This is a genomic window from Bacillus zhangzhouensis (assembly GCF_000715205.1).
In the GTDB taxonomy this organism is placed as follows: domain Bacteria; phylum Bacillota; class Bacilli; order Bacillales; family Bacillaceae; genus Bacillus; species Bacillus zhangzhouensis.
Window position 1 is genome coordinate 198,133 of sequence record NZ_JOTP01000002.1, and the last position, 25,269, is coordinate 223,401.

Below are 25,269 nucleotides of genomic sequence, written 5' to 3' on the forward strand. Positions count from 1 at the left end.
TAAACCTCACATAAAAAAGCCGCTCCTTTTTAGGAACAGCTTTTCTGCATGGCTACGAGATTTCAATTCGTACGCCTTCTTTTATATCAGGAAACGTGTGCGGGGATGCAAAGACAGCTCCCGGTAATACATCATCAAACGGCTCTTGGAAGTAGATCGAAATATGGCCGAGCTCTTTAAAGTTGTCATTTGCTTTATTGCCAAGTGCAGTGATAGTGTACGTTTGATCGCCCACTTGAATCGTTCCGCCTAATTTCAGCGGCTCTTCTTCTAAGTGTTCGAATTCGTGAATGACCGACATATCTCTTAATTCCTGCGGAGCTGCGGGTCCAAATAAAACAATCAGCTTATCTTCTTTAAACTGCGGGACTAATATCCCAATCTCTTTTACGACAGATTGTGTTACCATGTATCTCGATTCCTCCTTTAATACGTTTAATACATACCGAAGCTGGCAACGTATGCGATCACAACAGATAGAACCCCTGTAATAAGACGGCTATACAAAACAGCTGGTACCCCATATTGTACCGTTTCCGGCTTCGCTTCACCAAGTGATAGCCCAACTGGAATGAAGTCACACCCTACTTGACCGTTGATGGCAAATAGTGCAGGAAGTGCAAATTGAGGCGGAATGTTACCTAGTGCAATTTGACTACCAATGAGAACACCGATGACTTGTGCAATCACTGCACCGGGTCCTAAGACAGGTGATAGGAATGGCAGTGTACAGACCACAACGAGCAGTAAGAGCCCCCATAGAGATCCTGCCAAAGGTGATAGGAAATGGGCAATCAGATCACCGATTTTTGTATAATTGATAATTCCAATTAACATACTGACAAAAGCCATGAATGGAATAATGTTTTTCAAAAGCATATCAACAGAATCACGGCCAGCCTGGTAGAACGTGCCGGTTACTTTACCGATTCCTCTTGAGAATCTCATAAGGAAATTGCCTTTTTCCTGACGCTCGATATTTTCTTCTTTTAGCTTTGAGTATGTTTCTTTGAAATTCTCTTTGTCAATCGACTCACTGCTATCTTGACCTTCTGCTTTTGCCTCACCATCAGATGCTTCCGCAAAAGAAATATCTTTTTCCGTCACGCCTGATACGAAGATATCCTCTGTAATATGTTTTGCAAGCGGTCCAGAAGGAGAGGATGCCAAAACGTCTACAGTTGGAATGCGCTTCATTGGATAAAGTCCGATTCGTGCGGTTCCTCCGCAATCAATGACAACACACATCATTTCATCTTCTGGTATGGAGTTTTTAAAGCCATCACATGCTTCTGTCCCTGTCATTTCTGCTATCTTACGTGCAACTGGGTGAATGCCTCCCCCTGTAATGGAAACAACCTTTCTTCTTTTACCGGCTGGTTCAAGCTCTAAGCCTTTTCCCCATCCGCCAGACCCTTTTGCTACAAATACTTTGTGGTTTGTCATGTCTAACCCTCCCCTATTGTGAATTCGCTTTCATTTTTCCTGCTAAGTATTTTGTGATCCATTCAGTAATGATTCCGCGAAGTAAAATGACGACAATCCCGACTAAGAAGTAACGAACAGCAAGCTCTGACATAGAATATCCAGCTTCTTTAATCCCGTTAGCAATTCCTAAGTAGACAAATAGTTCTCCTGCGTTGGCATACGGGAACAGTGATGTCACTGGATGAACAAATGAAACAGCTGAATCATAGAATGCTGGTTTTTGTTTTTCGGGTAAGAAGCGGCCAAACGTATACGCCATTGGGTTTGTCAAAATAAGAACGGATAAGATCGGCATTAACGTGTAGCGTAAAATGGTATATTTTGCTGCAAACTGGATCGCTCTATTCACTCGCTCTTCTCCAATAAACTTCATAACAGCATAGGTGAAAGTAAGTAGCACAACAAGCGTTGGAACGATACCTGTGACAAGACCCATGAATTGCTTTCCGCCGGCTTCAAACATTCCGATAAAGTGCTCTCCAAACCATTGAATCCATTCCATGTTTCATCTCCCCTTTCTTTAGTTCACATTTGTTATATTTTTTTTCGAAATCGAGACAAGTGCCTGTTCAGCTGCCATGGAGAGTGCTTGCATGACAGCTGGTCCTTTTTTACGTCTTTTCAATGTTTGTTTCATCATATGGTGCTCGTCTAGCACAGCACCTACATGCTTTCCTTCATATGAAGGAACTTCCTTAAATTTAGATAAGATCGAGACCCCGCCAAGCACATGGCATTTTTGAATGATATACGATTCATCGACAATGATGAGCGCAATGGCCCCAGGACCAACTTTGCGCCGCTCCATTCCTGAAAACAAGTGATAGCCTTGTTTCCCTCTATAGTCATCAATCAGTGAATCCATGCTTTTACGGTAGTACTTGATTTGAATAAAAGATAAACCATACTGCACAATGAGAATGATACAAAGTACGATTGCTAATTTTTCCATAGCCTCACGTCCTTATGATTGAAATAGATGATCTTGTAATGAACGCAGCTTCCAGACCGTTGTGTTTGAATCAAGTTCTACATCATCATGAGATAGGAATTGTCCTAATTTGATGTCTTTTTTCGCTACCACTTTTCCACTGATTAAGCCAATTGGAATGTGACCGTTCGATTTCATGTCTTGATGCGTTTCAAGTACACCTCTTACGGAGTATCCACCAATTCCGTCAAGTGTTTCTCCTGCTTTAATATCTCTCTTCGCAACAGCCACTGTTTCTGACACTGGTACACCAATTGGGTGAATGGATGAATCATGCTGTAAGACGGCTTTTGCGATAGTGACTGGTGTTTCAAGACTCGCTAAGTGGAAAGGACGATAAAGCGTGTAGTGTGGACCTTTTCCAACTTTTAAGTAGCGAAGCTCTTCATCTACTGGCTCAAGCTCACTCTTGACGATGACAAATACGCCTGGTGCAAGTCCATTTACATATTCAACAACTCCGAAGTTATCCAGCACGCCGCCTTGTTGTTTTTGATTCAATTTATCTGCGACATTCTCTAAATTCGCTTCGACTCCGTGCATGCCTACTTTATCTGGCAAAAGCCCTGTCGCATTACTCAATAAGTTCATTTCTGCCATTGTTTTTGTTCCGTCCTGGAACGCAGCCAGCATATGTGAACTCATATGTTTACTATCTGCTTCTGCTTTACACGTATCTGGATTTGCTTCAGGGAAGAATGGGTTGTTTTTGCCTTTCCCAGCAACCAGCACCTCAAGCCCCATTGTTTTCGCAAATTCATATAATTCTAGTGTTGCTGCTGGTTCGTCTCCAGCTGATCCAGAGTAAACAAGCCCTGCGTTCGTGAATAATTTATGCATCACCAAACCGATGGTAATATCGACTTCTACATTTAAAAGAACAAGATGTTTTTTTGAATTAAGCGCTTCCAAAGAAATGTTTGCTCCGACCTCTGGAACACCTGTTGCATCCACAACAACTTCCACGAAATCTGATTGAATCACTTCTCTATAATCATTTGTGACAACCATTTGATGAGACTTCGCATGCTGTTTGTAAAAATTCGCTGCCTTCTCTGCTGCACTGAGGTGAATATCACAAACACCCGCTACAATCATGCCTGGAATTTTAGAAATTTGTGAAATGAGTCCAAAGCCCATTTGGCCAGCTCCAATAATCCCTACTTTGATCGGATCTCCGCTGCGTTCTCGTGCTAACAACTGTTGATAAATTGACATCTAAATCATCCTTTCAGGTTTTCTTGCTTCACAATAGATTGCTAGAAAAATAATCTGAAACTTTTAACAAATGTTATAAAAATTAACAAAACTCCGTTTCTTGTAACATTTGTTATTTTATTTATCATTTGTTATGAACTTAGTTTATATGATGTGTCAACTTTGTGTCAAGCTAAAATCGATAAAATTTTCAATCTTTTTGAGTCTAAAGACTCAAAAAAACTACCTAATATGATTAGGTAGTTACTTTAATAAGGCATCTCCTGTTCGTTCATCCGTAATTAATACATGAATTAATCCACCTGCTAATGCGGCCCTTATCGCTTCAATCTTTTCTTCTCCACCAGCGACACCAATGACTAGCGGAATTTCTTTCAGCTTTTGCGGGCTTATGCCCATCACCCGGTCGTTCCATGGATGAGGGTACACTTCCCCTTTATGATCAATAAAGTTATAACAAATGTCACCTGCTACATCCTTCGCTTGGAGTATATCCTCCTCGCCGCTTGTCATGTAAGATTTCACCATCGTTGAATGCTGCGGAACTCCGCCAATCCCTACAACAGCAATATTTGATGATTCTCCTAATTCAATCACTTTTTTGATCGACGGCTGTCTAATCAGCACTTCCTTCGCTTCTTTCGTATCAAGCATGACAGGAACATGTAAAAATTCACATTTAGATTTGAGTGCCTCTGTACATCTCGCAATAATATAGTTGGCATGGATATCAACATCTTCATTCCCAACACCTCCGACAAGCGGAACAAATGTCACGGATGGATAATGCTGGACAGACGTAAGCGCTTTCGCCATTTCATGCAAAGTTGTCCCTGAGGAAAAGCCGATGACTTGACCATCCTTCATCACTTTTAATAAAAAGCCCGCAGCCGCAGCTCCTATTCGGCTTTTTGTTGTTTCTTGACTGAGAGATTCAACACATACGACTTCTCGCAGCCCATATTTTCGCTCTATTTTTCTTTCTAACGACCCGTATTGTTGATTGACTTCATCATGAATAATGATTTCCACGATTCCTGCTTCACGTGCTTTTGCCAAATATTTCGATATGAGCGAACGGCTAACCCCAACAGCTTCTGCAATTTTAGATTGGGTGGCGCCTTCTTCATAATACATATGCGCAACCTTAATGAGCAGCCTTCTTTCATCATGGAATGTCATAATAACCCTTCTTTCCGCATCTGTGTTCCCTAACAAATGATATCTAAAATAACATTTGTTAAAAACAGATTAAATGAAAAGAATAACCGAGTCAATACTAAAGACGTGTTCTCTAAAAAGAATGAATAAAGCCGCACATGAAGTGGCGGCTTTAAAAAATGTTCTTATTCATTTGTTTGATGGCTGCTTTTTCAAGCCTTGATACTTGTGCTTGAGAAATCCCGATTTCTTCAGCGACTTCCATTTGCGTTTTGCCTTGGAAGAAGCGTTTGCGAAGAATCATTTTTTCTCGATCATTCAATCTGCGCATTCCCTCTTTTAAGGCCAATTCTTCCACCCATTGTGTGTCTTTGTTCCGCTCATCACTAATTTGATCCATGACATAAATCGGATCTCCTCCGTCATTATAGATCGGTTCAAACAAAGAAACAGGATCTTGAATCGCATCTAGGGCAAAGACTATTTCCTCATGAGGAACTTCTAGCACTTTGGCAATGTCTTCTGCCGTTGGTTCCTTGCTTGTCTCACTAATTAGCCTCTCACGGACCTGAAGTGCCTTGTAAGCAATATCTCTTAGTGAACGAGACACTCGAATCGGGTTGTTATCGCGCAAGTATCGACGGATTTCTCCTATGATCATAGGGACCGCATAAGTTGAAAATCTGACATTGTGGCTTAAATCAAAATTATCAATTGATTTCATTAATCCGATACAGCCTACTTGGAAGAGATCATCCACATACTCGCCTCTGTTGTTAAAACGCTGAATCACACTTAAAACCAACCGCAAATTGCCATTGACTAGCTTTTCTCTTGCTGTATCGTCACCCTCATCTTGCAGCTGTCTGAACAATTTTCTCATCTCTTCGTTTTTCAGAACAGGCAATTTGGAGGTGTCGACTCCGCAGATTTCCACTTTATTTCTGGACACTTTTTTCCCTCCCTACAGGAGCTGTTGTACAAAGTTCAGTATCTCCTCGGGATGGAAAAATATGCACAAGCTATGACGAAAAACATGCAAAAATGGGTTGATTCCTTTGTCAGCGTAGGGACAGAGCTCTCAAAAAATTTTTTAGACCATTTTGTTAAATTCTTTTTGTAATCGTTTAATAATTCTTTTTTCCAGCCTTGATATATATGACTGGGAAATCCCCAGCATATCAGCGACATCTTTCTGAGTTTTTTCCTCACCGCCGACTAAGCCAAATCTGAGTTCCATAATCTGTTTTTCACGATCGTTTAATTGTTCTAACGCTTTTTTTAGCAATTTTTTATCTACATTCGCTTCAATATCGCGGGTGATAATATCATCATCTGTTCCAAGTACATCTGATAAAAGCAGTTCATTTCCATCCCAATCGATGTTGAGCGGCTCGTCAAACGATACTTCTGAACGGATTTTATTATTTCGGCGCAGGTACATCAAAATCTCATTTTCAATACATCTCGAAGCATATGTCGCAAGCTTGATCTTTTTTTCTGGATTAAATGTATTGACTGCCTTGATCAGACCAATGGTTCCGATACTAATTAAATCCTCAATATTAATACCTGTATTTTCAAATTTCCTGGCGATATAGACAACTAATCGTAAGTTTCTTTCGATGAGAATAGCCCTTGCTGTTTGATCACCCTTCGGTAATTTGACAAGCAATTCCTGTTCCTCATCCTTTGATAATGGAGGCGGCAGCGCCTCACTTCCACCAATATAATAAATTTCATCACTCTTTAGACCTAGCTTCATGAGGAGTTTATACCAGTAGTAAGTGAGTTTAAATTTTAATTTTTTCATCTTCTTCTCCCTTCTAAATGTCAAGTTGACCTCGTAAGATAAAAGACATGACCAAAAAACTATGACACCCCTTGTATGATTTTCCCATCTAACATATCTGGATGAATGATGGATTGAAATTCCTGATCTGCTGATAAACCGCTTAGGCTCATTCCAACAAAACACTTGGCTGGCTGGATCATATGCGTTTTTGAATAAATGACGACCGTATCTGGTTTCAAGCATAGGAGAAACCCATGATCATGACCGACCGCACGATATGGAACAAGTCTTAAACGATCAAGCAGTGGAAACCGATCATCAAGCTTTTGCAACACTTCAACAGGGTGAGACTGTCTCATCAGTTCTATAAATGGCTCTCCGCAAATAGACGTTAACTGATCGAGCTGGACGATCATGACAGGTGTTTTCGTCATAGGATCATACAGCTGGTTGCCAGAATCAACGAGTCCGTTTAATCGGATGGTCTCTCCATGAATGTGTATCTCCACAAGCACTTGTTCATCAAACTGTCTTTTTTTCGCACCAACCTCTCCTAATCTTTTCTTTGAAAACAGCCAAATGGCAGGAAAGCCTGTTAAAACGAAAAGCCAGCTAATGGGATCGCCAAAGCCATCATTTTGTGAAATAAGCAGGCCATCTTGAATGATTGTATTTGTTTGCAAAAACGAATGAACCCCGATCATGCCTCCTCCCATCAAAAATGTTACAAAGTAAAAAGCAAACAGGTTTTGAAAAAAGGAACGAAATCTTTGAAAACCAAAGGTTGCAAGCACGATCAAGACAGAAAAAAGTAGTTTGCCTAAAGGGTGTGACACATACATTGCAAATGGTGTAAAGAGCAAGAGAACGATGCTCGATCCAATCAGAGCTCCTAACATATATCGCCTTTTTTTTACTTGTCGTTTGAGAATAAATGCAGTGAGTAAGAGAAGCAATAGATCAAAACAAAAATTTAACAGCCAAATCACATCTAAATAAATGACCACCTTCTGCTCCTTTCATCTGAAACAAAGAATCAAAAGCAGTACTTGCACTTGTTTGTACCAGTATAAAACAGTTATGAGATGGAAGTCTGTCAATTCTTGTTGGGGATGATAGAGAACTTTTGGTGGATTGTTATTGTTTTTGTCGAGGAATGAGAGTGCGGGACAAGAGAACGATGTTTTGGACAAGTTTTCAAACGATTGTGCGGGACAAAAAAGACACGCTCTAAAGAGTCGTGTCTTTTGCTAAGGATTACTTCTCGTTGATGTTTAATGTGCCTGAAGCCTTTTGTCTTGTGACATTTCCATAATCATCTCGCACAATGACTTCAATGACTGCGCCTTTTGCTTTTGCGGTAGATGTAGCCGTCCAGTAGCCTTCATATGTTCCCTTGGCTACTTCGCGGATCGGCAGCTCTGCTATATTTTGAAGCTTTGATCTAGCATTTGTCAGCGGCATGTGAATGACAAAGGTGGCCTCTAGCTTTTCCCTGCTTTTAAATAAAATTTTAACAGATTCTCCCGATGATAAATTGACATGCTCAGCTGGAGTCAGCTCAGAAATGTCAGGTGCCTCGTATTGAACATCAATGTCGACTTTTTTAGTCGTTTTGTTTCCTGCTGCATCCTTTGCTATCACTTTTATCGTATTCTTCCCGTTCTCAAGCAGCACTCTTGCGGAATACTTCCCATCTTTTACTGTCGCTTTCTTTCCATTCACTGTGACTTGATCAAGATGATCGTCCGTTACTTTTCCTTCCACAGTGAGCGATTCTCTATTTGATTTCTCGCCTTTTTTCGGTGTATCAATGGTCAAAGTTGGTGCTGTTTGATCAATGATCACCTTTACCGGCTTGGATCGTTTCGTTGCACCTTTATCCGTGACAGTCGCTGTAGTGAACTCATGCTCTCCACTTGAAAGAGTGATCTTCTCTTTGAAGACGCCCGACTGATCTGCTTTGACTTTGGCGACCTCTTTGTCGTTTTGATAGATCGCTACATCAAGCCCAGGAGAGGCTGTGCCTTCAAGCTCCAATTCACCTTTATTTGTGATGGTTCCCGCCTTTGGAGATGTAATCTCTGGCACCTCTGCTTCATAGTTAACAAGCGCGCGAATCATATAATTCCCCTCTTCATTTGGAGAAGGAGAAAAGGCACCACTCGTCAGCTGCCAGCTTCTTTCAGTATTTGGCCCATCTTCATCTGTTGCAAGCCCCGGAGATTCCGTGTTTTTTTTCGTTTGAATGTAGACGAGATAGAAATCTCCATCCACAGTGATTGCTTGATCTTCTAAATCTACTTTTGTCCATTCACCATTACGCAGTGCATTCGCTTTTAAAGGTCCTGCGATCTTTTCACCTGGTGCTCCGTTTTTACCGGAAGCGTCATACACTTCAACTGCAAATTCATTGCCGCCAGGAGCTGGCCACTCTGCTGTCCAGAAACGGAAAAGTCCACCTGTGACTTGTGCTTGTTTCTTCCCCTTTTCTAGTGAAAACTTCACAGCCCAGCCATTGCCAGGATCATAGAAAGCCCGCGCATTTTCAGCTGTCCCGTCATCGTAGCCGATTTCACCAGGAAAGCCGATAAAAGGCTCAAGCTTGATCTCTTTTTCCAGCGGCTTTTCTGTGACATCCACCGTAAACGAATAGCCTTTAAAACCTTTCGCAAATACTTTGACTGTATAGATGCCGCTCAATGCCTCTAGAGAAAACTTGCCCGATTCATCTGTTTTCACCGGTTCAATGTTGGCATCCTCGACAAGATAAACAGTGGCATCCTTTACTTTTTCACCCGTTATTTCATTGACAACTGTGCCTGATATCGTTCGTTTCTCAAGTGGCTGTAAGGAGAAATTCGCTTCTGCCTTTTCATTTGAGGAAATATTGACTGTTTGGGTGCGTGATTCAAAGCCATAAGCTTCAGCTTTTACTGTAAATTCTCCTGCTCCATGAGAAAGCTGGTATCTTCCTGTCCCTTCATCAGTGTACGTTGATTTTCCGCTTTCAAGGACACTAATTTCCGCCTTCATAGGAAGGGCTTGAATGGACGGGACATCTAGACCTTTTTCCTTTTTCAGCTGCACATGTTTTTCTTTTACTTTAGCAGGTGTTGCCCTTTTCGGATTGACTGATTTCTTATTTTGCGTTGTAGACTTTTCCTTTTTGATCACGCCAAGGTGTTTCTTTGCTTTTTGAGGCAATGCTTGATCTGTTATTTTCACATCATCTAAATAAAAGCCGTCTTTTGTGACACTGCCGTCTGTTCTCAGCTGAAAAATCACTCTCACCTTTTGACCTTTATAGGCAGATAAATCGACTTCACCTGCTGTCCATGCATTTGTTTTTCCTGTATAGGCAGCCACTTGAACAGCATCTTCGCCCTCAGGCTGCACATATACATGCACATAGTCATAGTTTGCTTCGAGATCATGCCAGTATTGATATTGCAAAAAGGAGGAGCCTGACTCTGGTACCGCAATCAACGGCATTGATAAATTGGCATCCGTTTGATTTTCATAAGGACTGTCTAAGTTTGTGGCATAGACACGTTCTCCAGTAAAGGCTTGTTTCGGACCTGTGGACGGTTTTCCCCACTGCCACGGATCTTTTGTTCCACCACTGAACCATCCACTTGGCCATGCTTCAAAATTTTGCGAGTAGCCCGTGGTGACGGATGTCTTAATCGGTAGCGTGTACGGCTCTGATGCCGCTTCATTTTCTCCAAAATCTTTTACAATCCATCGATACGTGATGTTCTCACCCTCAAGTTCAGGAAGCTGGACAACATAGGTTCCTTTTAAATGGTTTCCACCCGTACGACTTGCTTGTAGCGTCTCCCATTCACCTTGATCGACTTGGTAGGTCAAGGATACATTCGTCACAGCTACTTCATCTTCCGCTGTAATTGTGAGAGGCGTTGGCGTAGAAGCAAAAATTTCGTTCGGTCCTTTATGAGAAAAAACAGGCGGTTCTGTATCTTCTCCTTCTGTGGTGACCTGGCCTTCAATCGTACCGATTCCGTCGGTTAATGCCGTGATGGCCTCTCTCGCATCAACTAAACCTGCCCCATAGCCATTGTTAGGCGATTCGGGAAATTGTTCGTCTGTCAGCGGCTTTGCTGTATCAATGAGAATCTGCTCAATCTCATCAACAGAAAGATCTGATTGTACTTGGCGAAGAAGAGCAACAACGGCTGAAACATGCGGACCTGCCATCGAAGTGCCATTCCACCCATCCTCATACCCTTTCCCTGGGATTGAAGAACGAATGTTTACCCCTGGGGCAGCAATATCTGGTTTCATAACGCCATATGGAGACGGACCTTGCAGTGAGAAAGACCCTAATTTGTTGTCTTGATCAGTTGCACCTGTAGCAAAGGCTTCTTGGTAGTTTGCGGGGTTTGCAATCGAGCCCTCACCCCCAGGATTAAATAAATCGGTATTGCCAGCTGAAAACTCTGGAAAGATGTCTGCTGCTCTCCAAGCATTGACCACATCTTTATACCAATCATCAAGACCAGGCCCACCGCCCCAAGAATTATTTACGACATCTGGTGCCTTTTCTGGATGCGGGTTTCCGTTCTCATCCTTCGGTGCCAAAATCCACTCACCTGCATCTAGCAGATCAGCATCTGTTCCTCCATCTTCTGAGAAAGCTTTCACTGCGATCCATTTTGCACCTGGTGCGACCCCGATTTGATTCGTTCCATCTGGCTCAGAACCAACCATTGTTCCAGTCACATGTGACCCATGCTCTAAGTCATCGTAAGGTGCTTCAGATCCTGTCGTTGCATCATACCAATTGAATTCATGAGATGGTTCATCCGGATGAGCCGGATCAAACCCGCGGTATTTTTCTTTTAAAGCAGGGTGATCCCACTCCACACCTGTATCAATACTTGCAACGACTGTCCCAGTACCGTCATAGCCTAACGTCCACGCTTCCGGGGCATGAATCTGAGAAATATTCCACTCGATTCCATCTACTGCTTTGATTTGTTTTTTCTGCTGAGAACTCTTCAAATCAACAGGACGATGAATTTGACGTGTTTCATTCGGCAACACTTGATCTACTTCTGGAAAGGAAGCGACCTTTTCCATGACTTCTTTCGTTCCCGTCACAGCTAGACCATTCACGATATAGTACGAATGAATATCCTTCACTTGCTTTTTCTTTTTTTGCTTTTGTAAATACGTAAGCAGTGCTTGTTGTGTCTCAACAGACGTTGCTCTTAGCTCAGATACAACAGCCGATCTTTTTGTGTACTGCGTTTTAGCAGCTGTTAGTTTCTGCTTTTTGGCTTTCGACACAGCTTCCTTCGCTACTTTTTGCACGTTTGTTTGTTCCTTCATTTTGACTAAAAAGGTTACCTTGTCTTTCTGGTGAAACTGCTTCATTAATCTAGATGAAATCTTTGCTTTTGTTGTCTTAGAAGAAACAGCTTCCTCCTGATATGAGGTAGAAGTCGATTTTGCCTGAACCATCCCAAAGCTTGTCATCGTTAATGTACCAATCACCAATAGACTCATCAAACGATAGCCAGCGGTTTTGTGAAACTTCACTTTCAATCAAATCCCTCCTCCTCAAATGGTCAAGCAGCGTGTCGTCCTCACTTCTCCCTTCCTTTTTGTTTATGACAAGATTCCTGGTGTTCTATTTAATGTAGTCAAATAAAGTTCATCATTTTGTCGTTTTTTGTAACAGGTATCAAAAATGATTCTTTTGTCTTAATCCAAATAAGCCGAAATGCATAGGGTGGATGGAGTGATTCTTTCATGTTCAAGACTTTTTTATTAGAAGAACAACAGATCCCTTTTTTCTTTTAGGCATTAAAAAATCCCCTTCCATTGGAAGGGGATGAGACATGTTCAATTAGCGTTTGTTGCGGTTACGCAAGAACGTTGGGATATCGAGCGTATCATCGCTCGATTGTTGTGTATTTTGTCTTGGCTGAGATGATGTTTGCTGATGTTCCTCGCGTTTTACTTCACGCTTTTGTGGAATGGATTGATTTTGCTTTAATCCTTGACCTAATGGATTTCTTTGTGATTTTGTCACTTCTGGCTCCTGCTCAATAAATCCAGTTGCGATCACTGTCACCACAATTTCATCCTTCAAGTTATCATTAATAACAGATCCGAAAATCATGTTTACATCTTCATCAGAGGCTGATGCAACAATATCAGCTGCTTCTTGCACCTCATAAAGACTTAGGTTTGTACCACCTGTAATATTCATGATGACGCCTTGTGCACCGTCAATCGCCGTTTCAAGAAGTGGTGAAGAAATGGCTTTCTTCGCTGCTTCAGCGGCACGGTTTTCGCCTGTTGCGACTCCGATTCCCATAAGGGCTGAACCTTTGTTGGACATGATTGTTTTCACGTCAGCAAAGTCAAGGTTAATCAAACCTGGTGTGGCAATTAAATCTGAAATTCCTTGAACACCTTGTCTTAACACGTTATCCGCTGCACGGAAAGCTTCAAGCATTGGCGTATTTTTATCAACAATTTCAAGCAATCGATCGTTTGGAATCACGATTAATGTATCAACTGCTTCTTTCATAGAAGCAATTCCTTCAACTGCTTGAAGCTGACGCTTTCTTCCTTCAAATGTGAAAGGACGAGTGACGACACCAACTGTCAATGCCCCAGAATCCTTTGCAATCTTTGCAATGACAGGTGCAGCACCAGTACCAGTTCCACCGCCCATACCAGCTGTAACAAAGACCATGTCAGCGCCTTTTAATACTTCTTCAATTTGTTCTTTGCTTTCCTCAGCTGCCTTTTTACCGACTTCAGGATTCGCACCTGCTCCAAGCCCTCTTGTCAGCTTAGCACCGATTTGCATTTTTGTTTCTGCTTTTGATAGATTTAACGCCTGTGCATCTGTATTAACTGCAATAAAATCGACACCTTGTACGTCATTTTCAATCATTCGGTTGACAGCGTTATTTCCGCCCCCACCTACTCCGATTACTTTAATTGATGCTAGGCCGTCTATATTTGTTTCAAACTCCAACATGCTGAATCCTCCTAATCCGTCGAAAATCTAATTCTATTCCCAGAACATATTAAATAGTTTTTTCATTTTGCCCGGTTTTTTATTTGTCTCTTGTTGTGCTTTTTGCTTTACTTTCGGTCTTGGTTGAGCTTCTTTCACTTGTGATGTAGCAGAAACCGGCTCCATGGACGCGCCTACTTCATGAAACGCTTCATCCGGCATTTGGAATCCAACCTGTCTGCCCTGGATCTTTGCATTGCGATAAGCAAAATGGATCAGACCCACTCCTGTCATAAATTGAGGCTCTCTCACCCCGATATAATTAGGACTTGCAATTCTTACATTGTTTTGTAAGACTGTTTGTGCAAGAGAAAGGATACCTGGTATGGTTGCCTGTCCACCTGTTAGGACGAATCCGCCAGGCAAATCATGGACACCCATATTTCTTAATTCCTCTGCCACAAACAACAGGATTTCTTCCAGTCGTGCTTCGATGATATTGGCCGCTTCAAGTTGTGTATACGTCTGCTTTTGATCGGTACCGATGACGGAAACTTCAAATGTTTCCTCAGACGATGCCTCATCATAGAACGCATGTCCAAATTGTTTTTTGATTCGTTCAGCTTCTTCAGTGGAAGTTCTAAGTCCTATAGACAAATCTTTTGTAATGTTCTCTCCGCCCAAAGGGATACTGTGAGTAGAATAGAGATGCCCGTTTTCAAATACGGAAATCGTTGTAGATCCGCCGCCAATATCGACAAGAGCTACTCCTAGATTTTTTTCATCTTTCGATAATGCTGCTGAGCCCGATGCGAGTGGCTGCAAGCAAATATCCATAATTTCAATACCAGCTCGCTCTACACATCGGAGCCAGTTATGTAGAATCGTTTTAGAGCCTGTAATTAACGATCCTTCCACCTCTAGCCGAACACCAAGCATTTTTTTCGGATCTGTGATCTCATCTCTTCCGTCGACGATAAATTGTCTCGGAATCACGTCTATGACGAGATGTTCTTGAGGAATAGATACTACTTGTGCAGCATCTAAGACACGTCTCACATCTTCAGCATGTATTTCTTTGTTTTCACTAGATACTGCGACCACGCCGCTCGTATTCTGAATATGAATGTGGTTTCCGTTAATTCCGACAATCGCCTTTTGTAAAGGAAAACCTACCATTCTCTCAGCCTGTTCAAATGCTTGTCTAATAGAATGAACTGTCTCATCTATATCAACAATCGATCCTTTTTTTAACCCCTCTGAAGGGACATTTCCAACACCTATAATGTTAAGCGAATCATCCGCCATTTCTCCGACGATGACTTTTATATTGGATGTACCGATGTCAAGGCTGACGTAAATTTCATTGTTGTTCATTCTATGGCACCTCCTCACATATCAATACTTTCTATTCTATTATTTGCTGAACAACAATACAATGAATGTGTTTTTACAAGTGTGTAACAAAACTTAAAAAATCAACATTTTTTATTAGGATTACTGAAAATATTCGTTACATCATATGTATATCCTTTTTTATGACTCACTTTTTTTCTTTTTTTCTCTAGAAATTGTCCATTTTGTTAGTAGAATTCTTCGAATAACTGCTATGTTTTGAAACAATCTAACGCCGAACGCAAACATTCCGACTAAATACAAGTCTACACCAAGATGGACGCCCAGAAAAGCTAAACTTATTGCGAGTATAATATTAAAGAAGAAGCCTGATACAAACACCAGTTCATCGTATGCCCCTTGCAGGTGTGATCGAATTCCACCAATCAATGTATCAAGCGCAGCAAGTACAGCGAGGGAAAGGTAGTTAGAATACTCATTCGGTATCGTAAAATTTGTTAAAAAACCGATTGCAACTCCTATGATTAAGCCAAGAACAGGAAGCCACATTAAGATTTTCCCTCCTTTACATCGTCAAGAGGCTTCAATTCGTTTATCTGAATTGCACCGTCATATGCCTTCAAATGAATTTTTTTCTTCGGCTGGCTAATACTCAAGCTGAAATTTTCCTGAGCGAACAAATCGCCAATATCTGATACATTTAAACGGCTGTATAATTTGTCTGCCTGCTGGCTAATCATTTTAATGGTAACTGCATCATCATCTAAGCTGTAGCCATCCATTTTCGTCGTCCCATTAATATCTCGAATGACACTTGTATTAATCACACGGTGGTCATTAATGGATATATGTTTTGCCCCAAACATGTTGGCTTCGTTGATTAACTTTTTTAGAAGGTCAGGTGGGATATTTTTCACTTCTTCCCCGGTCAGATCCTTGGAAAAAAGCTGAGAAATCTCAACTTCAATCCCCTCCCCCGTTACCTCTGTAAAACCAGCCTTTTCTTTTAAATCTTTTAACGTTTTTGTTAATTGAGCTTCTTTTGATTGATCCCCTTGATGACCATACTTTTTCAGCATCTCATCATATTTATCAATTTCTTTCAGTAAATCCAATTCTTTACTTTTGGATGCAGATAAATCCTCTCTTAATTCCCAAACATCGCGAGTATCACGAACTTTAGGTTTTTGTATAGAGTTGAATTGGATGGAGACCATGACGCCAAATATCACCATCAAGGCTGTCAAACTAAGTAAAGGCTTCTTTTTCCTCAACACCACTCACCTTTTCACTTTTAATCTTTGTTTCTTAAAAGAGGATTCATACGAATATCCTTTTTTTCAATCGTCATTGAAATGTGGTCACTTGTCAGCTGATCAACCACCCCGCCTGCAATATTTAAAGCAGGTATTAACACAGCAGGATCCCCAATAGCAGAAATGACAAATGGCGCTGGATGCTGAACTCCGTCAACTGTGACGACTGGACCATTACAATGTATGTATGATTGGTGTGTGATTCTTTGTCCATTAATAGATACAGCAGATGCCCCTGATATAAATAGTTCGTTTATCACATGAAAAATGTGGCTCTCATGAACAATGTAATTATTGACATTTTGCCCACTCGGGATATAAGATGCATCTTCAAGAGATACTTTTACGCCTTTCCCTTTTACACCTATCTCCCCTGTAAACATTCTGTATTTCTCAACATCTTCCAACACATTAAAATACTGCTCTTTTTCATTTTTCAAACTGGATTCTGTCGCTTGAACCTTTGATTGAAGGCTATATAGTTCTTTTTCAAGTTTCTGATTCGCCTTTTCTTGTTTTGTCAGATGACTTTTCAAAGAGTATTCTTTTTTCCATTGTTCGGTTCGATTGACATCTGCCTGATGCTGCTTTGTATATTGGTATGAAAAAGAAATCAGAAACCCAAGAACAAGCATCACAATTGAGAATATAACTGTTTTGCCTCTCAACGTTCATCTTCCTTTTTCTTAGATTTAAAAGCTTCAAAATACGTTGCGACTTCCATATGAATCGTGCCTTTTTCAGATGACGAAAGTTCTTTTACAATAGCCGGATAGGTTTTCATTTTATCGGCGAATGTTTTAATTGATGCGATCACCGTGTTCCCGTCATTCATATAAAATTTAACGAGCCACTGGTTTGAACTTGTCGGTACATAATATACCTCTGAGATGAGTTCCTGAATAGAGGCTGGGAGCTGATTTAAAGATTTAACTGTTTGCTTCAGTTTCTCTTTATTGTCCCAATCGACAAAAATAGGTCCTGCATGATTCGGCGTTACTTCATCTGGTAAAGCTGTCCCATTTTCAAGAAGCTCATAGTATAGATTACCCTTTTGAAGATATGCAATATTTGCATATTCTTTTACAGCAATACTGACCTTATTCGGGAAATGTTTTTTAATACTGACACTTTTAATCAGTTTATTTTGTTTAATATGGTCTGCTGTCATATCTTTATTTAAATTCCAAAACTCTGTCTCGCCTTCTTTAATTTGTGAAAGTTTAACAAGCTGTTTTGTTGAAACATGCTCGTTACCCGTGATGGTTAAAGAAGAAATTTTACTGATTGGTGTTTGCAAATAAATAATAATTAAAACCATGATAAAAAACAGCAGAATAAAAGAGATCAGTCTCCGATTCGCTTTCTGCTTTCTTTGTTCTTTAATTTTAGGAATTCGCTCTTCTATATTGACGATCTTTTCATTTTCATGATCAGGCCGCATATATACTCTTCACCTCATTCAAAGCTGCTTGTCCACACCTTTGGGTCATCATTTTGATTAGAAAACAAACGGCATGAAAGAATGCCGTTTGTTTTCCTGCGATGCCATCATTCATAAAAACTAGCTTTTAGTTTGCTTCACCGATAATTTCTACTTCTGTATGCATATCTACATTGTAGTCTTCTTTAATTTTCTTTTGAATGTACTGAATTAAATCCAGCACATCTTGAGCAGTAGCGCCACCAGCATTGACAATAAAGTTTCCATGCATATCAGAAATTCTTGCCCCGCCAATCTGGTATCCTTTTAAATTCGCCTTTTCTACAAGCTGTCCTGCATATTCAGGTAGCGGATTTCGAAAAATACTGCCGGCACATGGTCGATTATAAGGTTGTGTTTCCTTACGATAGTCTTTATTTTGCTGCATTTTCTTTGTGATTTTCTCGCGATCATCCTGCTTGAGCTTAAACACGGCTTCGAGGACAATGCCCGGACGTTCTTTTTGAAGTACAGAAGTTCGATAGCTAAAGTTCATTTGCTCATTTGTTAACCACTCGATGCTTCCATCTTCAAATAAGATTCTAGCTTTCACAAGAATGTTACTGATGTCTGATCCATGTGCTCCTGCGTTCATATAAACAGCGCCACCGATAGACCCTGGAATACCAGCTGCGAATTCCAAACCTGAAAGGCCCTGCTTACTAAGAGACGTTGCGAGACGTACAACAGAGTAGCCGCCGCCAACTGTAATTTCTTCATCATTTACAGTTAAGTGATCAAGTCCAGCGCCTAACTTCAGGACTACACCACGTATTCCTTTATCGAGTACAAGTAAATTAGACCCTCTCCCAATGACCGTCCAATTCGCATGATATTTTTTCACCTGATCCATGATCGTTTTGACTGCGTCGACATCTTTTGGAATGATCAATAGATCTGCTGGTCCGCCTATTTTCATTGTCGTATGATTTGCAAGCGGCTCATTTTCAAGCACTTTACCAACTTGCGCTTCTAATAATTCATTCTTCAAGTTCTCCATATTACCCTCCGCCTTACCTAATATCATTCAATCATGTAGTCGTAATTTCTTTTAACACATTATATAAACGTGTAGCCGCATCTGGTACTCCAAGTTCTTTCGTTAAACGTCTCATTTGGTTTAGTTTCTCTTCATTACCGGCAATTTCATCAATTGCATGCAGCAAGCGATCTCCAGAAAGCTCTGATTCTCTTAAAACGATAGCAGCATCATGCTTTTCAAGTGATCTAGCATTGACTTCCTGATGATTTGCCGTCACGTATGGGCTCGGAATGAAAATTGTTGGAATTCCAAGAGCTGTCACTTCAGCAATCGTTGTTGCTCCCGCTCTTGCAACAATCACATCAATCGATTTCAGGTACTCCGGCATTTGATGCAAGAAAGGCTTTGTGATCATATTTGGTGCTGCACCTTTGTCCTTTAGTTCGTTTAGCACTTTTTCATAATGAACCTCACCAGTAATATATAAAACCTGGTAGTTCTTTGCCTTTAATTCATCTTGCATGTCAATGACTGCTCTATTGATCGGAGCTGCACCTCTGCTTCCGCCAAAAATAAGAACCGTTTTTTTCTTTTCATCTAGACCAAATTCTTTAAGAGATTTCCCCTCTTTAATAGAGACGACTTCAGAGGCTCTTGGGTTTCCCGTAAAAACAACCTTTTCAGAAGGAAAATGTGCCTTCGCTTCTTCAAAGCAAATGGCTACCTTATTAACATATCTCGCAAGGAATTTATTTGTGATACCAGGAAGGCTGTTTTGTTCGTGAATAATGGTCGGGATTTTCAGCTTAGAAGCCGCATAAACGACAGGACCACACACATAACCGCCTGTTCCAATGACAGCATCTGGTTTAAACTCTTTTAAATACGTTTTGCTTTTTTGAACGCCTTTTAGAAATCTCATCACCGTTTTTACATTATCAAAGGAAAGCTTTCTTTTAAAACCTGAAATCTCTATTGACTTGAAAGGGATATTTTCTCTTTCTACAATTTTCTTTTCAAGTCCATTTTCAGTACCAATATATAAAAATTCCACATCAGGATGCAGCCTTTTTACTTCTTTAATAAAAGCTAAGGCCGGATAAATATGTCCGCCTGTTCCGCCTCCACTGATTGCTATACGCATTATACCATTTCCCCTCAATTTTTTTCTGCTCTGAACAAAGTATAAACCCTGTTTTAAACAACAGGGCTCCGTTAAAACCTGTAAAGAAGAGTCAAAAATCATGTTTTCGAAACAAAAACTGTCATTTTCACTCTTCAAATCATTTTTTTGTACTTTTGCAAAATAAAAGTCGACATGGTTTCATGAACTAGCAGCACATTAATATCTAGCGTACCTGCTTACATTCAAAAGTACGCCAATTGCCATCAGCATTAATGTCAGTGATGAGCCGCCATAACTTAGGAATGGGAGCGTGATACCTGTCACAGGGATAAGTCCAGTGACAACTGCGATATTAATCATCACTTGAATGGCAACCATAGAAATGATGCCAACTGCTAAGAAACTTCCGTATAAATCTGGTGCCCCAAGTGCTATTCGTATGCCTCTCCATAACAGAACACTAAAGAGCAATAAAATGAGTGATCCGCCTATAAAACCGAGCTCTTCAGACAATATGGCAAAAATAAAGTCTGTTTGAGGCTCAGGTAAATAGAAGAATTTTTGTCTACTTTGACCTAGACCCATTCCGAACAGACCGCCTGGGCCAACAGCGTATAAGGATTGAATAATTTGAAACCCACTGCCTAGTGGATCCTCCCAAGGGTTTAAATAAGACGTAATTCGTTTTATTCGATAGGGTGCTGATAAGACAAGTGCAGCAAAACCGCTTAGCCCTAAAAAACCGAGAAATATAAAGTGAGCAATCCTCGCACCTGAAACAAAAATCATAATAATACAAGTTCCAACCATAACCGTTCCTGTCCCCAGATCCGGCTGCAGCATAATGATGGCAAATGCAGAAAACACAATACCTAACGCTGGTGCGAAACCTTTACGGAAGGACGTGATATTTTTTTGCTTTTCAGATAAGAATTTTGCGAGAAACGCAATCATCGCAAGTTTCATGAATTCAGATGGCTGAATACTAAACGCACCGACACCGATCCAGCTTCTTGATCCATTTCTCTCCATACCGATACCAGGAATCAGTACAAGTAGCAAGAGGATGAAACAAACAGCAATCAATATCTTTGACCAAGTCCGCCACGTCCAATAATCGACTCGCATAATGAAAAACATCGCGATAACTCCGATTCCAGCAAACAAAAGCTGCCTTTTTGCAAAATAAAACGAATCATCAAATTTATACGATGCCCACACAGCACTTGCGCTGTACACCATAATTAAACCAATCGTCAATAAAAGTAACGTAATGACAACAAGCAAAAAATCCGGAGAAGTTTTCTTATTCGTCAAGAGACCGACACCCCAAGCATAAGTTCATTTGGGCTGTCAGTCATATGAGAGACAAGCCCTTATTTAAGCATATGCACGGCGTTTACAAACATGTCTCCACGTTCTTCAAATGTTTTATGTTGATCCCAGCTTGCACAAGCCGGAGATAATAAAATCACGTCTTCTTCTTCAGATATGCTAAACGCCGCAGGTACTGCTTGTTCAACATTATCGACATGTTTTACGTGATGTATTCCCAGCTCTTCACCAAGCTTCAAAAACTTAGGTGCAGTCTCACCAAATGTGATAATTCCTTTCACATTTTTCATAAAAGGTTTCAATTCATCAAATTCATTGCCCCGATCCAGTCCACCTGCTAGTAAAATGGTCGGCTGTTCGAAGGCTGACAAAGCTTTAGTTGTTGCCAGTATATTGGTCGCTTTGCTATCGTTATAAAATTTTCTACTTTGAATCGTATCCACAAACTGCAAACGATGCTTCACTCCACTAAATGTTGTGAGTACATGTGTGATCGCTTCATTCGAACAGCCTGCATTTTTCACAACACAAATGGCCGCCAAAATATTTTCTTGATTATGCTCACCAGGAAGAACAACATCCTTTAGATCAATGACACGTTCATTCATGTAGTAGATAGCGCCATTTTTAATAAACGCTCCGTGCTCTACTGGCTCTTTCACAGAGAAAAACACCTTTTTCGCGTTTGATCCTTCTGCAAGCTTAACGACAGATGGATCATCTAGGTTGATCACGGCTATGTCATTTTCATTTTGATGTGCGTATACTTTCTGCTTTGCTTTTTCGTATTCTTCACGAGTGTGGTGATAGTCTAAATGTGCGTCAAAAATATTTAAAATCAAGCTGATTTTGGGCCTGAATTCAACTGTTCCCATTAACTGAAAAGAAGAGAGCTCAGTTACAATCCATTCATCGCCAGCTGCATTTGCAGCGACTTCGCTGGCAACTGTTCCAATATTACCTGCCACTAATGTTTTTTGACTGTCTTTTTTCAGCATTTCATAAATCAATGTAGTGGTAGTAGTTTTCCCATTCGATCCGGTAATCCCAATAAAAGGAGATGAGGTCAAATGATAGGCTAATTCTATTTCAGTCCAAACTGGAATTTGGCGTCGAAGCGCCTCTTGAACCATCACATTCTCATATGGTATTCCAGGGTTTTTAATTAAAATCGTAATTTCTTTATCATCGAACATACGAAGAGGATGACTGCCACAAATGACATCAATCCCCTTTTCAGAAAGTAGCTGAGCTGGCTCATTTTCTTCAAATGGTTTTTGATCATTTACTGTCACGTTTACTCCGTGTTCGTGAAGAATTGAGGCGGCAGCATATCCGCTTTTTGCAAGACCTAATACTAGTACATGTTCGTTTTTTAACATTTGCATCTTATTCAATTATAACCACACCTCGATGTAAATTCCTAAAACAGCAAGCAATAAACCAGCTGTCCAGAAGGTGACAACTACTCTCCACTCAGACCAGCCAACTAACTCATAGTGGTGGTGAAGCGGGCTCATCTTAAAGATTCTTTTTCCAGTTGTTTTAAAGGAGATGACTTGAAGGATAACCGATAACGTTTCAACAACAAATACTCCTCCAATAATGACGAGTAAAATTTCAAGCTTCGTTAAAATGGCAATCGCTACAATGGCTCCGCCTAAAGCTAGTGACCCTGTATCACCCATAAATACTTTTGCAGGGTGCGCATTGAACACAAGGAAACCAAGGACGGCTCCAGCAACAGCTACTGAAAAGATGGCCACATCATACTGAGATTGATTCCAAGCAAGTATGGCAAAAGCTCCGAAAGCAATGGCAGCTGTTCCAGATAACAAACCATCAAGCCCATCTGTTAAGTTCACCGCATTAGAACCACCGACAAGCATGAAAATGACAAGGATAAAGTAAGCCCATCCTAAATCAAAGCTGACATCCGTTCCTGGGATGCGAATCGTCGTTGCAAACTGATAATAATGGAAGACTGCATAAAAAATCACTGCGATCACAATTTGACCGATCAATTTCTGTTTCGATGTCAATCCAAGATTTCGTTTCATCGCTACTTTAATATAATCATCTAAAAATCCTAATAAACCATAACCAAGTGTGACAAATAACAGTAAAAACATTTCTGGACTAATCTCAGAGAATTTGTTAATCATCACAATTGTTGTAATTGTGATAGAAAAGATAATCATAATTCCGCCCATCGTCGGAGTACCTGATTTCTTTTGGTGAGACTGCGGGCCTTCTTCTCTAATACTCTGACCAAATTTAAGTCTTCTTAAAAACGGAATAAAAATCGGGGATAAAAGAACACTGATTAAAAATCCCATTATGATTGTAAACAATATCACCTGTTCAAGCATCGTTCTTTACTCCTTCCGAATTTCCAAAGCCGTTTTCCATCAGAAAATAGCATTCATTATTATAATATTCATTCGAGTCTTTCATATGTTGTTTTTGTACAAAATGCTTCATTTCATTACACTCTTTTCATCATATTTAAGATTTGTTTAGATCTAAGATAGCGTCCACTGCAACTTTTGCATCATCAAAGTCGTAGACTTGATCGCCAATGATTTGGTACGTCTCGTGGCCTTTTCCCGCTATTAAGACGGTATCGCCTTTTTTCGCATTGGCAATCGCAAAAAAGATGGCTTGTTTACGATTCACAAAACTATGATAATATGCCGCAGGTACACCATTTTCCATATCTTTTAATATAGCTGATGGATCTTCACTTCTCGGGTTGTCTGATGTAAATACAGGCTCATCTGCATATTTCACAGCGATTTGGGCCATTTGAGGGCGTTTTGTTTTATCACGGTCTCCGCCGCAGCCTATCACACAGAAAATCTTGCCCTCAGTTAATTCTCTACACGTTGTGAGGACATTTTCTAAGCTGTCAGGTGTGTGCGCGTAATCAATGATGACCGGGAAGTCTTGATCACAGTTCACAAGTTCAAATCTTCCTTTGACTCCCTCCAGCTCTTCCATTGCACTGACGATCGTATCAAACGATAAGCCGGATACGATCCCTACTGATACAGCAGCCAGGATGTTATACACATTGAACTTTCCGATAAGGGCAACCGTCACGCATTTTGTGCCGATTGGTGTGATCAAATCAAATTGAGTTCCCTTAGGCTTGATTTGAATATTCTTTGCCATGACATCTGCTTTTTGCTCTAAGCCATACGTCATGATTTCAGCTGCTGTGACTTTTTCAAAATAACTAGAAGCTTCATCATCTGCATTTAAAATCGCGTACTTCGGCTTATCGTGATGAAAGGCACTTCCAAGCTGAGAGAATAGCAAGCTTTTCGCGTGTTTATATTCTTCCATTGTGTTGTGGTAGTCAAGGTGATCTTGCGAAAGGTTTGTGAAAACGGCAATATCATAATCACATCCATGAACCCGGCCAAGATGCAATGCATGTGATGATACTTCCATTATTGCCGTGTCTACATCTTGATCAAGCATCTGTTTAAAGGTTTTTTGAAGTGTGACACTCTCAGGTGTTGTGTTTTTCACGTCGAGAATTTCATCATTCACCTTCATATACATCGTACCGATTAAGCCTGTTTTCTTCTCGGCTTTTCTCATCATTTGTTCGATCATGTGTGTTGTCGATGTTTTTCCGTTTGTTCCTGTGATACCGATTAGATTTAGCTTATGGGTTGGCTGGCTGTAAAACGCATCAGCGATTCTTGCAAGTGCTCTTTGAGAGTGTTTCACAATAATAACTGGTACATTTGTTATGTTAAGAGGGTGTTCTGCTACAATCGCTGCAGCCCCGCTTTTCACCGCTTTTTCAGCGTAATCATGTCCATCTACTGTATAGCCTTTTATGCAGACAAACAGGCTCCCTTTTCTCACCTCTCTTGAATCCATTTCAATGGAAGTGATATCGGGATTTTCGTTTATTAATTCGTTGTTTTCACTTTTAAAGTATGTAAGGAGTTCTTGTAAATTCATTATCATATCAAACCTCTCAAATTCGTTC

Annotated in this window: 22 protein-coding genes; all 22 read right to left on the minus strand. The window is 40.5% G+C overall.

The genetic code is table 11. The annotated features are described in order from the left end of the window. Positions 1 to 52 precede the first annotated feature (52 nt). On the minus strand, positions 53 to 409 hold the full coding sequence (locus BA70_RS02885) for a PTS glucitol/sorbitol transporter subunit IIA (protein ID WP_007499733.1): 357 nt from the start codon (positions 407 to 409) through the stop codon (positions 53 to 55). 26 nt (positions 410 to 435) lie between these two features. After that, positions 436 to 1,446: a PTS glucitol/sorbitol transporter subunit IIB gene (srlE, locus tag BA70_RS02890; RefSeq protein WP_034317951.1), complete on the minus strand. Its 1,011-nt coding sequence runs from the start codon at positions 1,444 to 1,446 to the stop codon at positions 436 to 438. Between the two features lie 13 nt (positions 1,447 to 1,459). After that, on the minus strand, positions 1,460 to 1,990 hold the full coding sequence (gene srlA, locus BA70_RS02895) for a PTS glucitol/sorbitol transporter subunit IIC (RefSeq protein WP_003210918.1): 531 nt from the start codon (positions 1,988 to 1,990) through the stop codon (positions 1,460 to 1,462). Positions 1,991 to 2,008: 18 nt separating this feature from the next. Further along, a complete protein-coding gene (locus BA70_RS02900) occupies positions 2,009 to 2,440 on the minus strand; it encodes a transcriptional regulator GutM (RefSeq protein WP_034317954.1) in 432 nt (143 codons plus the stop codon). A gap of 12 nt (positions 2,441 to 2,452) precedes the next feature. After that, positions 2,453 to 3,697 (minus strand): NAD(P)H-dependent oxidoreductase, encoded by a 1,245-nt coding sequence (locus BA70_RS02905; RefSeq protein WP_034317957.1) that lies wholly within the window; start codon positions 3,695 to 3,697, stop codon positions 2,453 to 2,455. Between the two features lie 243 nt (positions 3,698 to 3,940). After that, positions 3,941 to 4,879: a sugar-binding transcriptional regulator gene (locus tag BA70_RS02910; protein WP_034317960.1), complete on the minus strand. Its 939-nt coding sequence runs from the start codon at positions 4,877 to 4,879 to the stop codon at positions 3,941 to 3,943. Between the two features lie 151 nt (positions 4,880 to 5,030). Then, positions 5,031 to 5,810 (minus strand): RNA polymerase sporulation sigma factor SigG, encoded by a 780-nt coding sequence (gene sigG / locus BA70_RS02915; protein WP_034317964.1) that lies wholly within the window; start codon positions 5,808 to 5,810, stop codon positions 5,031 to 5,033. Positions 5,811 to 5,951: 141 nt separating this feature from the next. Beyond that, positions 5,952 to 6,671 (minus strand): RNA polymerase sporulation sigma factor SigE, encoded by a 720-nt coding sequence (gene sigE / locus BA70_RS02920; protein ID WP_007499746.1) that lies wholly within the window; start codon positions 6,669 to 6,671, stop codon positions 5,952 to 5,954. Positions 6,672 to 6,730: 59 nt separating this feature from the next. Continuing rightward, positions 6,731 to 7,660, minus strand: a complete 930-nt coding sequence (gene spoIIGA / locus BA70_RS02925) for a sigma-E processing peptidase SpoIIGA (protein ID WP_034317966.1) — start codon at positions 7,658 to 7,660, stop codon at positions 6,731 to 6,733. A gap of 250 nt (positions 7,661 to 7,910) precedes the next feature. Further along, positions 7,911 to 12,227: a S8 family serine peptidase gene (locus BA70_RS02930; RefSeq protein WP_034317969.1), complete on the minus strand. Its 4,317-nt coding sequence runs from the start codon at positions 12,225 to 12,227 to the stop codon at positions 7,911 to 7,913. A gap of 304 nt (positions 12,228 to 12,531) precedes the next feature. Continuing rightward, a complete protein-coding gene (gene ftsZ / locus BA70_RS02935; RefSeq protein WP_034317972.1) occupies positions 12,532 to 13,680 on the minus strand; it encodes a cell division protein FtsZ in 1,149 nt (382 codons plus the stop codon). Between the two features lie 33 nt (positions 13,681 to 13,713). Then, positions 13,714 to 15,036, minus strand: a complete 1,323-nt coding sequence (ftsA, locus tag BA70_RS02940; protein WP_034317975.1) for a cell division protein FtsA — start codon at positions 15,034 to 15,036, stop codon at positions 13,714 to 13,716. Between the two features lie 159 nt (positions 15,037 to 15,195). Then, a complete protein-coding gene (locus BA70_RS02945; protein WP_034317978.1) occupies positions 15,196 to 15,564 on the minus strand; it encodes a small basic family protein in 369 nt (122 codons plus the stop codon). After that, positions 15,564 to 16,289, minus strand: coding sequence for a DUF881 domain-containing protein (locus tag BA70_RS02950; protein ID WP_034317980.1), 726 nt, complete (start codon positions 16,287 to 16,289; stop codon positions 15,564 to 15,566). Before BA70_RS02950 ends, BA70_RS02945 begins: the two co-directional genes overlap by 1 nt. Positions 16,290 to 16,309: 20 nt before the next feature. Continuing rightward, the gene (locus tag BA70_RS02955) at positions 16,310 to 16,999 is read right to left on the minus strand and encodes a DUF881 domain-containing protein (RefSeq protein ID WP_034317982.1); all 690 of its coding nucleotides are present in this window, start codon (positions 16,997 to 16,999) and stop codon (positions 16,310 to 16,312) included. Further along, a complete protein-coding gene (locus tag BA70_RS02960) occupies positions 16,996 to 17,775 on the minus strand; it encodes a cell division protein FtsQ/DivIB (protein WP_034317985.1) in 780 nt (259 codons plus the stop codon). The genes BA70_RS02955 and BA70_RS02960 overlap by 4 nt, the downstream gene beginning before the upstream one ends. A 127-nt stretch (positions 17,776 to 17,902) precedes the next feature. Next, a complete protein-coding gene (gene murB / locus BA70_RS02965; RefSeq protein ID WP_034317988.1) occupies positions 17,903 to 18,814 on the minus strand; it encodes a UDP-N-acetylmuramate dehydrogenase in 912 nt (303 codons plus the stop codon). A gap of 31 nt (positions 18,815 to 18,845) precedes the next feature. Next, positions 18,846 to 19,940 carry an undecaprenyldiphospho-muramoylpentapeptide beta-N-acetylglucosaminyltransferase gene (murG, locus tag BA70_RS02970; protein ID WP_034317989.1) on the minus strand — a complete coding sequence of 365 codons (1,095 nt, stop codon included), beginning with the start codon at positions 19,938 to 19,940 and terminating at the stop codon, positions 18,846 to 18,848. A 198-nt stretch (positions 19,941 to 20,138) separates the two neighbouring features. After that, the gene (spoVE, locus tag BA70_RS02975; RefSeq protein WP_034317991.1) at positions 20,139 to 21,239 is read right to left on the minus strand and encodes a stage V sporulation protein E; all 1,101 of its coding nucleotides are present in this window, start codon (positions 21,237 to 21,239) and stop codon (positions 20,139 to 20,141) included. A 59-nt stretch (positions 21,240 to 21,298) separates the two neighbouring features. Next, a complete protein-coding gene (gene murD, locus BA70_RS02980; RefSeq protein WP_420834671.1) occupies positions 21,299 to 22,645 on the minus strand; it encodes a UDP-N-acetylmuramoyl-L-alanine--D-glutamate ligase in 1,347 nt (448 codons plus the stop codon). Positions 22,646 to 22,654: 9 nt separating this feature from the next. Next, on the minus strand, positions 22,655 to 23,629 hold the full coding sequence (mraY, locus tag BA70_RS02985) for a phospho-N-acetylmuramoyl-pentapeptide-transferase (RefSeq protein WP_034317997.1): 975 nt from the start codon (positions 23,627 to 23,629) through the stop codon (positions 22,655 to 22,657). A gap of 136 nt (positions 23,630 to 23,765) precedes the next feature. Beyond that, entirely contained in the window at positions 23,766 to 25,241 is a 1,476-nt protein-coding gene (locus BA70_RS02990) for a UDP-N-acetylmuramoyl-L-alanyl-D-glutamate--2,6-diaminopimelate ligase (protein ID WP_034318131.1), read from the minus strand. Between the last annotated feature and the right edge of the window lie 28 nt (positions 25,242 to 25,269).

Bases quoted from the DNA above. Each gene is read 5' to 3' on its own strand.
- mraY (WP_034317997.1), bottom strand. From the start codon at position 23,629: ATGCTTGAACAGGTGATATTGTTTACAATCATAATGGGATTTTTAATC.
- BA70_RS02945 (WP_034317978.1), bottom strand. From the start codon at position 15,564: ATGTGGCTTCCTGTTCTTGGCTTAATCATAGGAGTTGCAATCGGTTTT.
- ftsA (WP_034317975.1), bottom strand. From the start codon at position 15,036: ATGAACAACAATGAAATTTACGTCAGCCTTGACATCGGTACATCCAAT.
- BA70_RS02885 (WP_007499733.1), bottom strand. From the start codon at position 409: ATGGTAACACAATCTGTCGTAAAAGAGATTGGGATATTAGTCCCGCAG.
- BA70_RS02960 (WP_034317985.1), bottom strand. From the start codon at position 17,775: ATGCGGCCTGATCATGAAAATGAAAAGATCGTCAATATAGAAGAGCGA.
- BA70_RS02905 (WP_034317957.1), bottom strand. From the start codon at position 3,697: ATGTCAATTTATCAACAGTTGTTAGCACGAGAACGCAGCGGAGATCCG.
- sigE (WP_007499746.1), bottom strand. From the start codon at position 6,671: ATGAAAAAATTAAAATTTAAACTCACTTACTACTGGTATAAACTCCTC.
- ftsZ (WP_034317972.1), bottom strand. From the start codon at position 13,680: ATGTTGGAGTTTGAAACAAATATAGACGGCCTAGCATCAATTAAAGTA.
- BA70_RS02990 (WP_034318131.1), bottom strand. From the start codon at position 25,241: ATGAATTTACAAGAACTCCTTACATACTTTAAAAGTGAAAACAACGAA.
- srlA (WP_003210918.1), bottom strand. From the start codon at position 1,990: ATGGAATGGATTCAATGGTTTGGAGAGCACTTTATCGGAATGTTTGAA.
- murG (WP_034317989.1), bottom strand. From the start codon at position 19,940: ATGCGTATAGCAATCAGTGGAGGCGGAACAGGCGGACATATTTATCCG.
- srlE (WP_034317951.1), bottom strand. From the start codon at position 1,446: ATGACAAACCACAAAGTATTTGTAGCAAAAGGGTCTGGCGGATGGGGA.
- murB (WP_034317988.1), bottom strand. From the start codon at position 18,814: ATGGAGAACTTGAAGAATGAATTATTAGAAGCGCAAGTTGGTAAAGTG.
- BA70_RS02910 (WP_034317960.1), bottom strand. From the start codon at position 4,879: ATGACATTCCATGATGAAAGAAGGCTGCTCATTAAGGTTGCGCATATG.
- murD (WP_420834671.1), bottom strand. From the start codon at position 22,645: ATGCAAATGTTAAAAAACGAACATGTACTAGTATTAGGTCTTGCAAAA.
- BA70_RS02900 (WP_034317954.1), bottom strand. From the start codon at position 2,440: ATGGAAAAATTAGCAATCGTACTTTGTATCATTCTCATTGTGCAGTAT.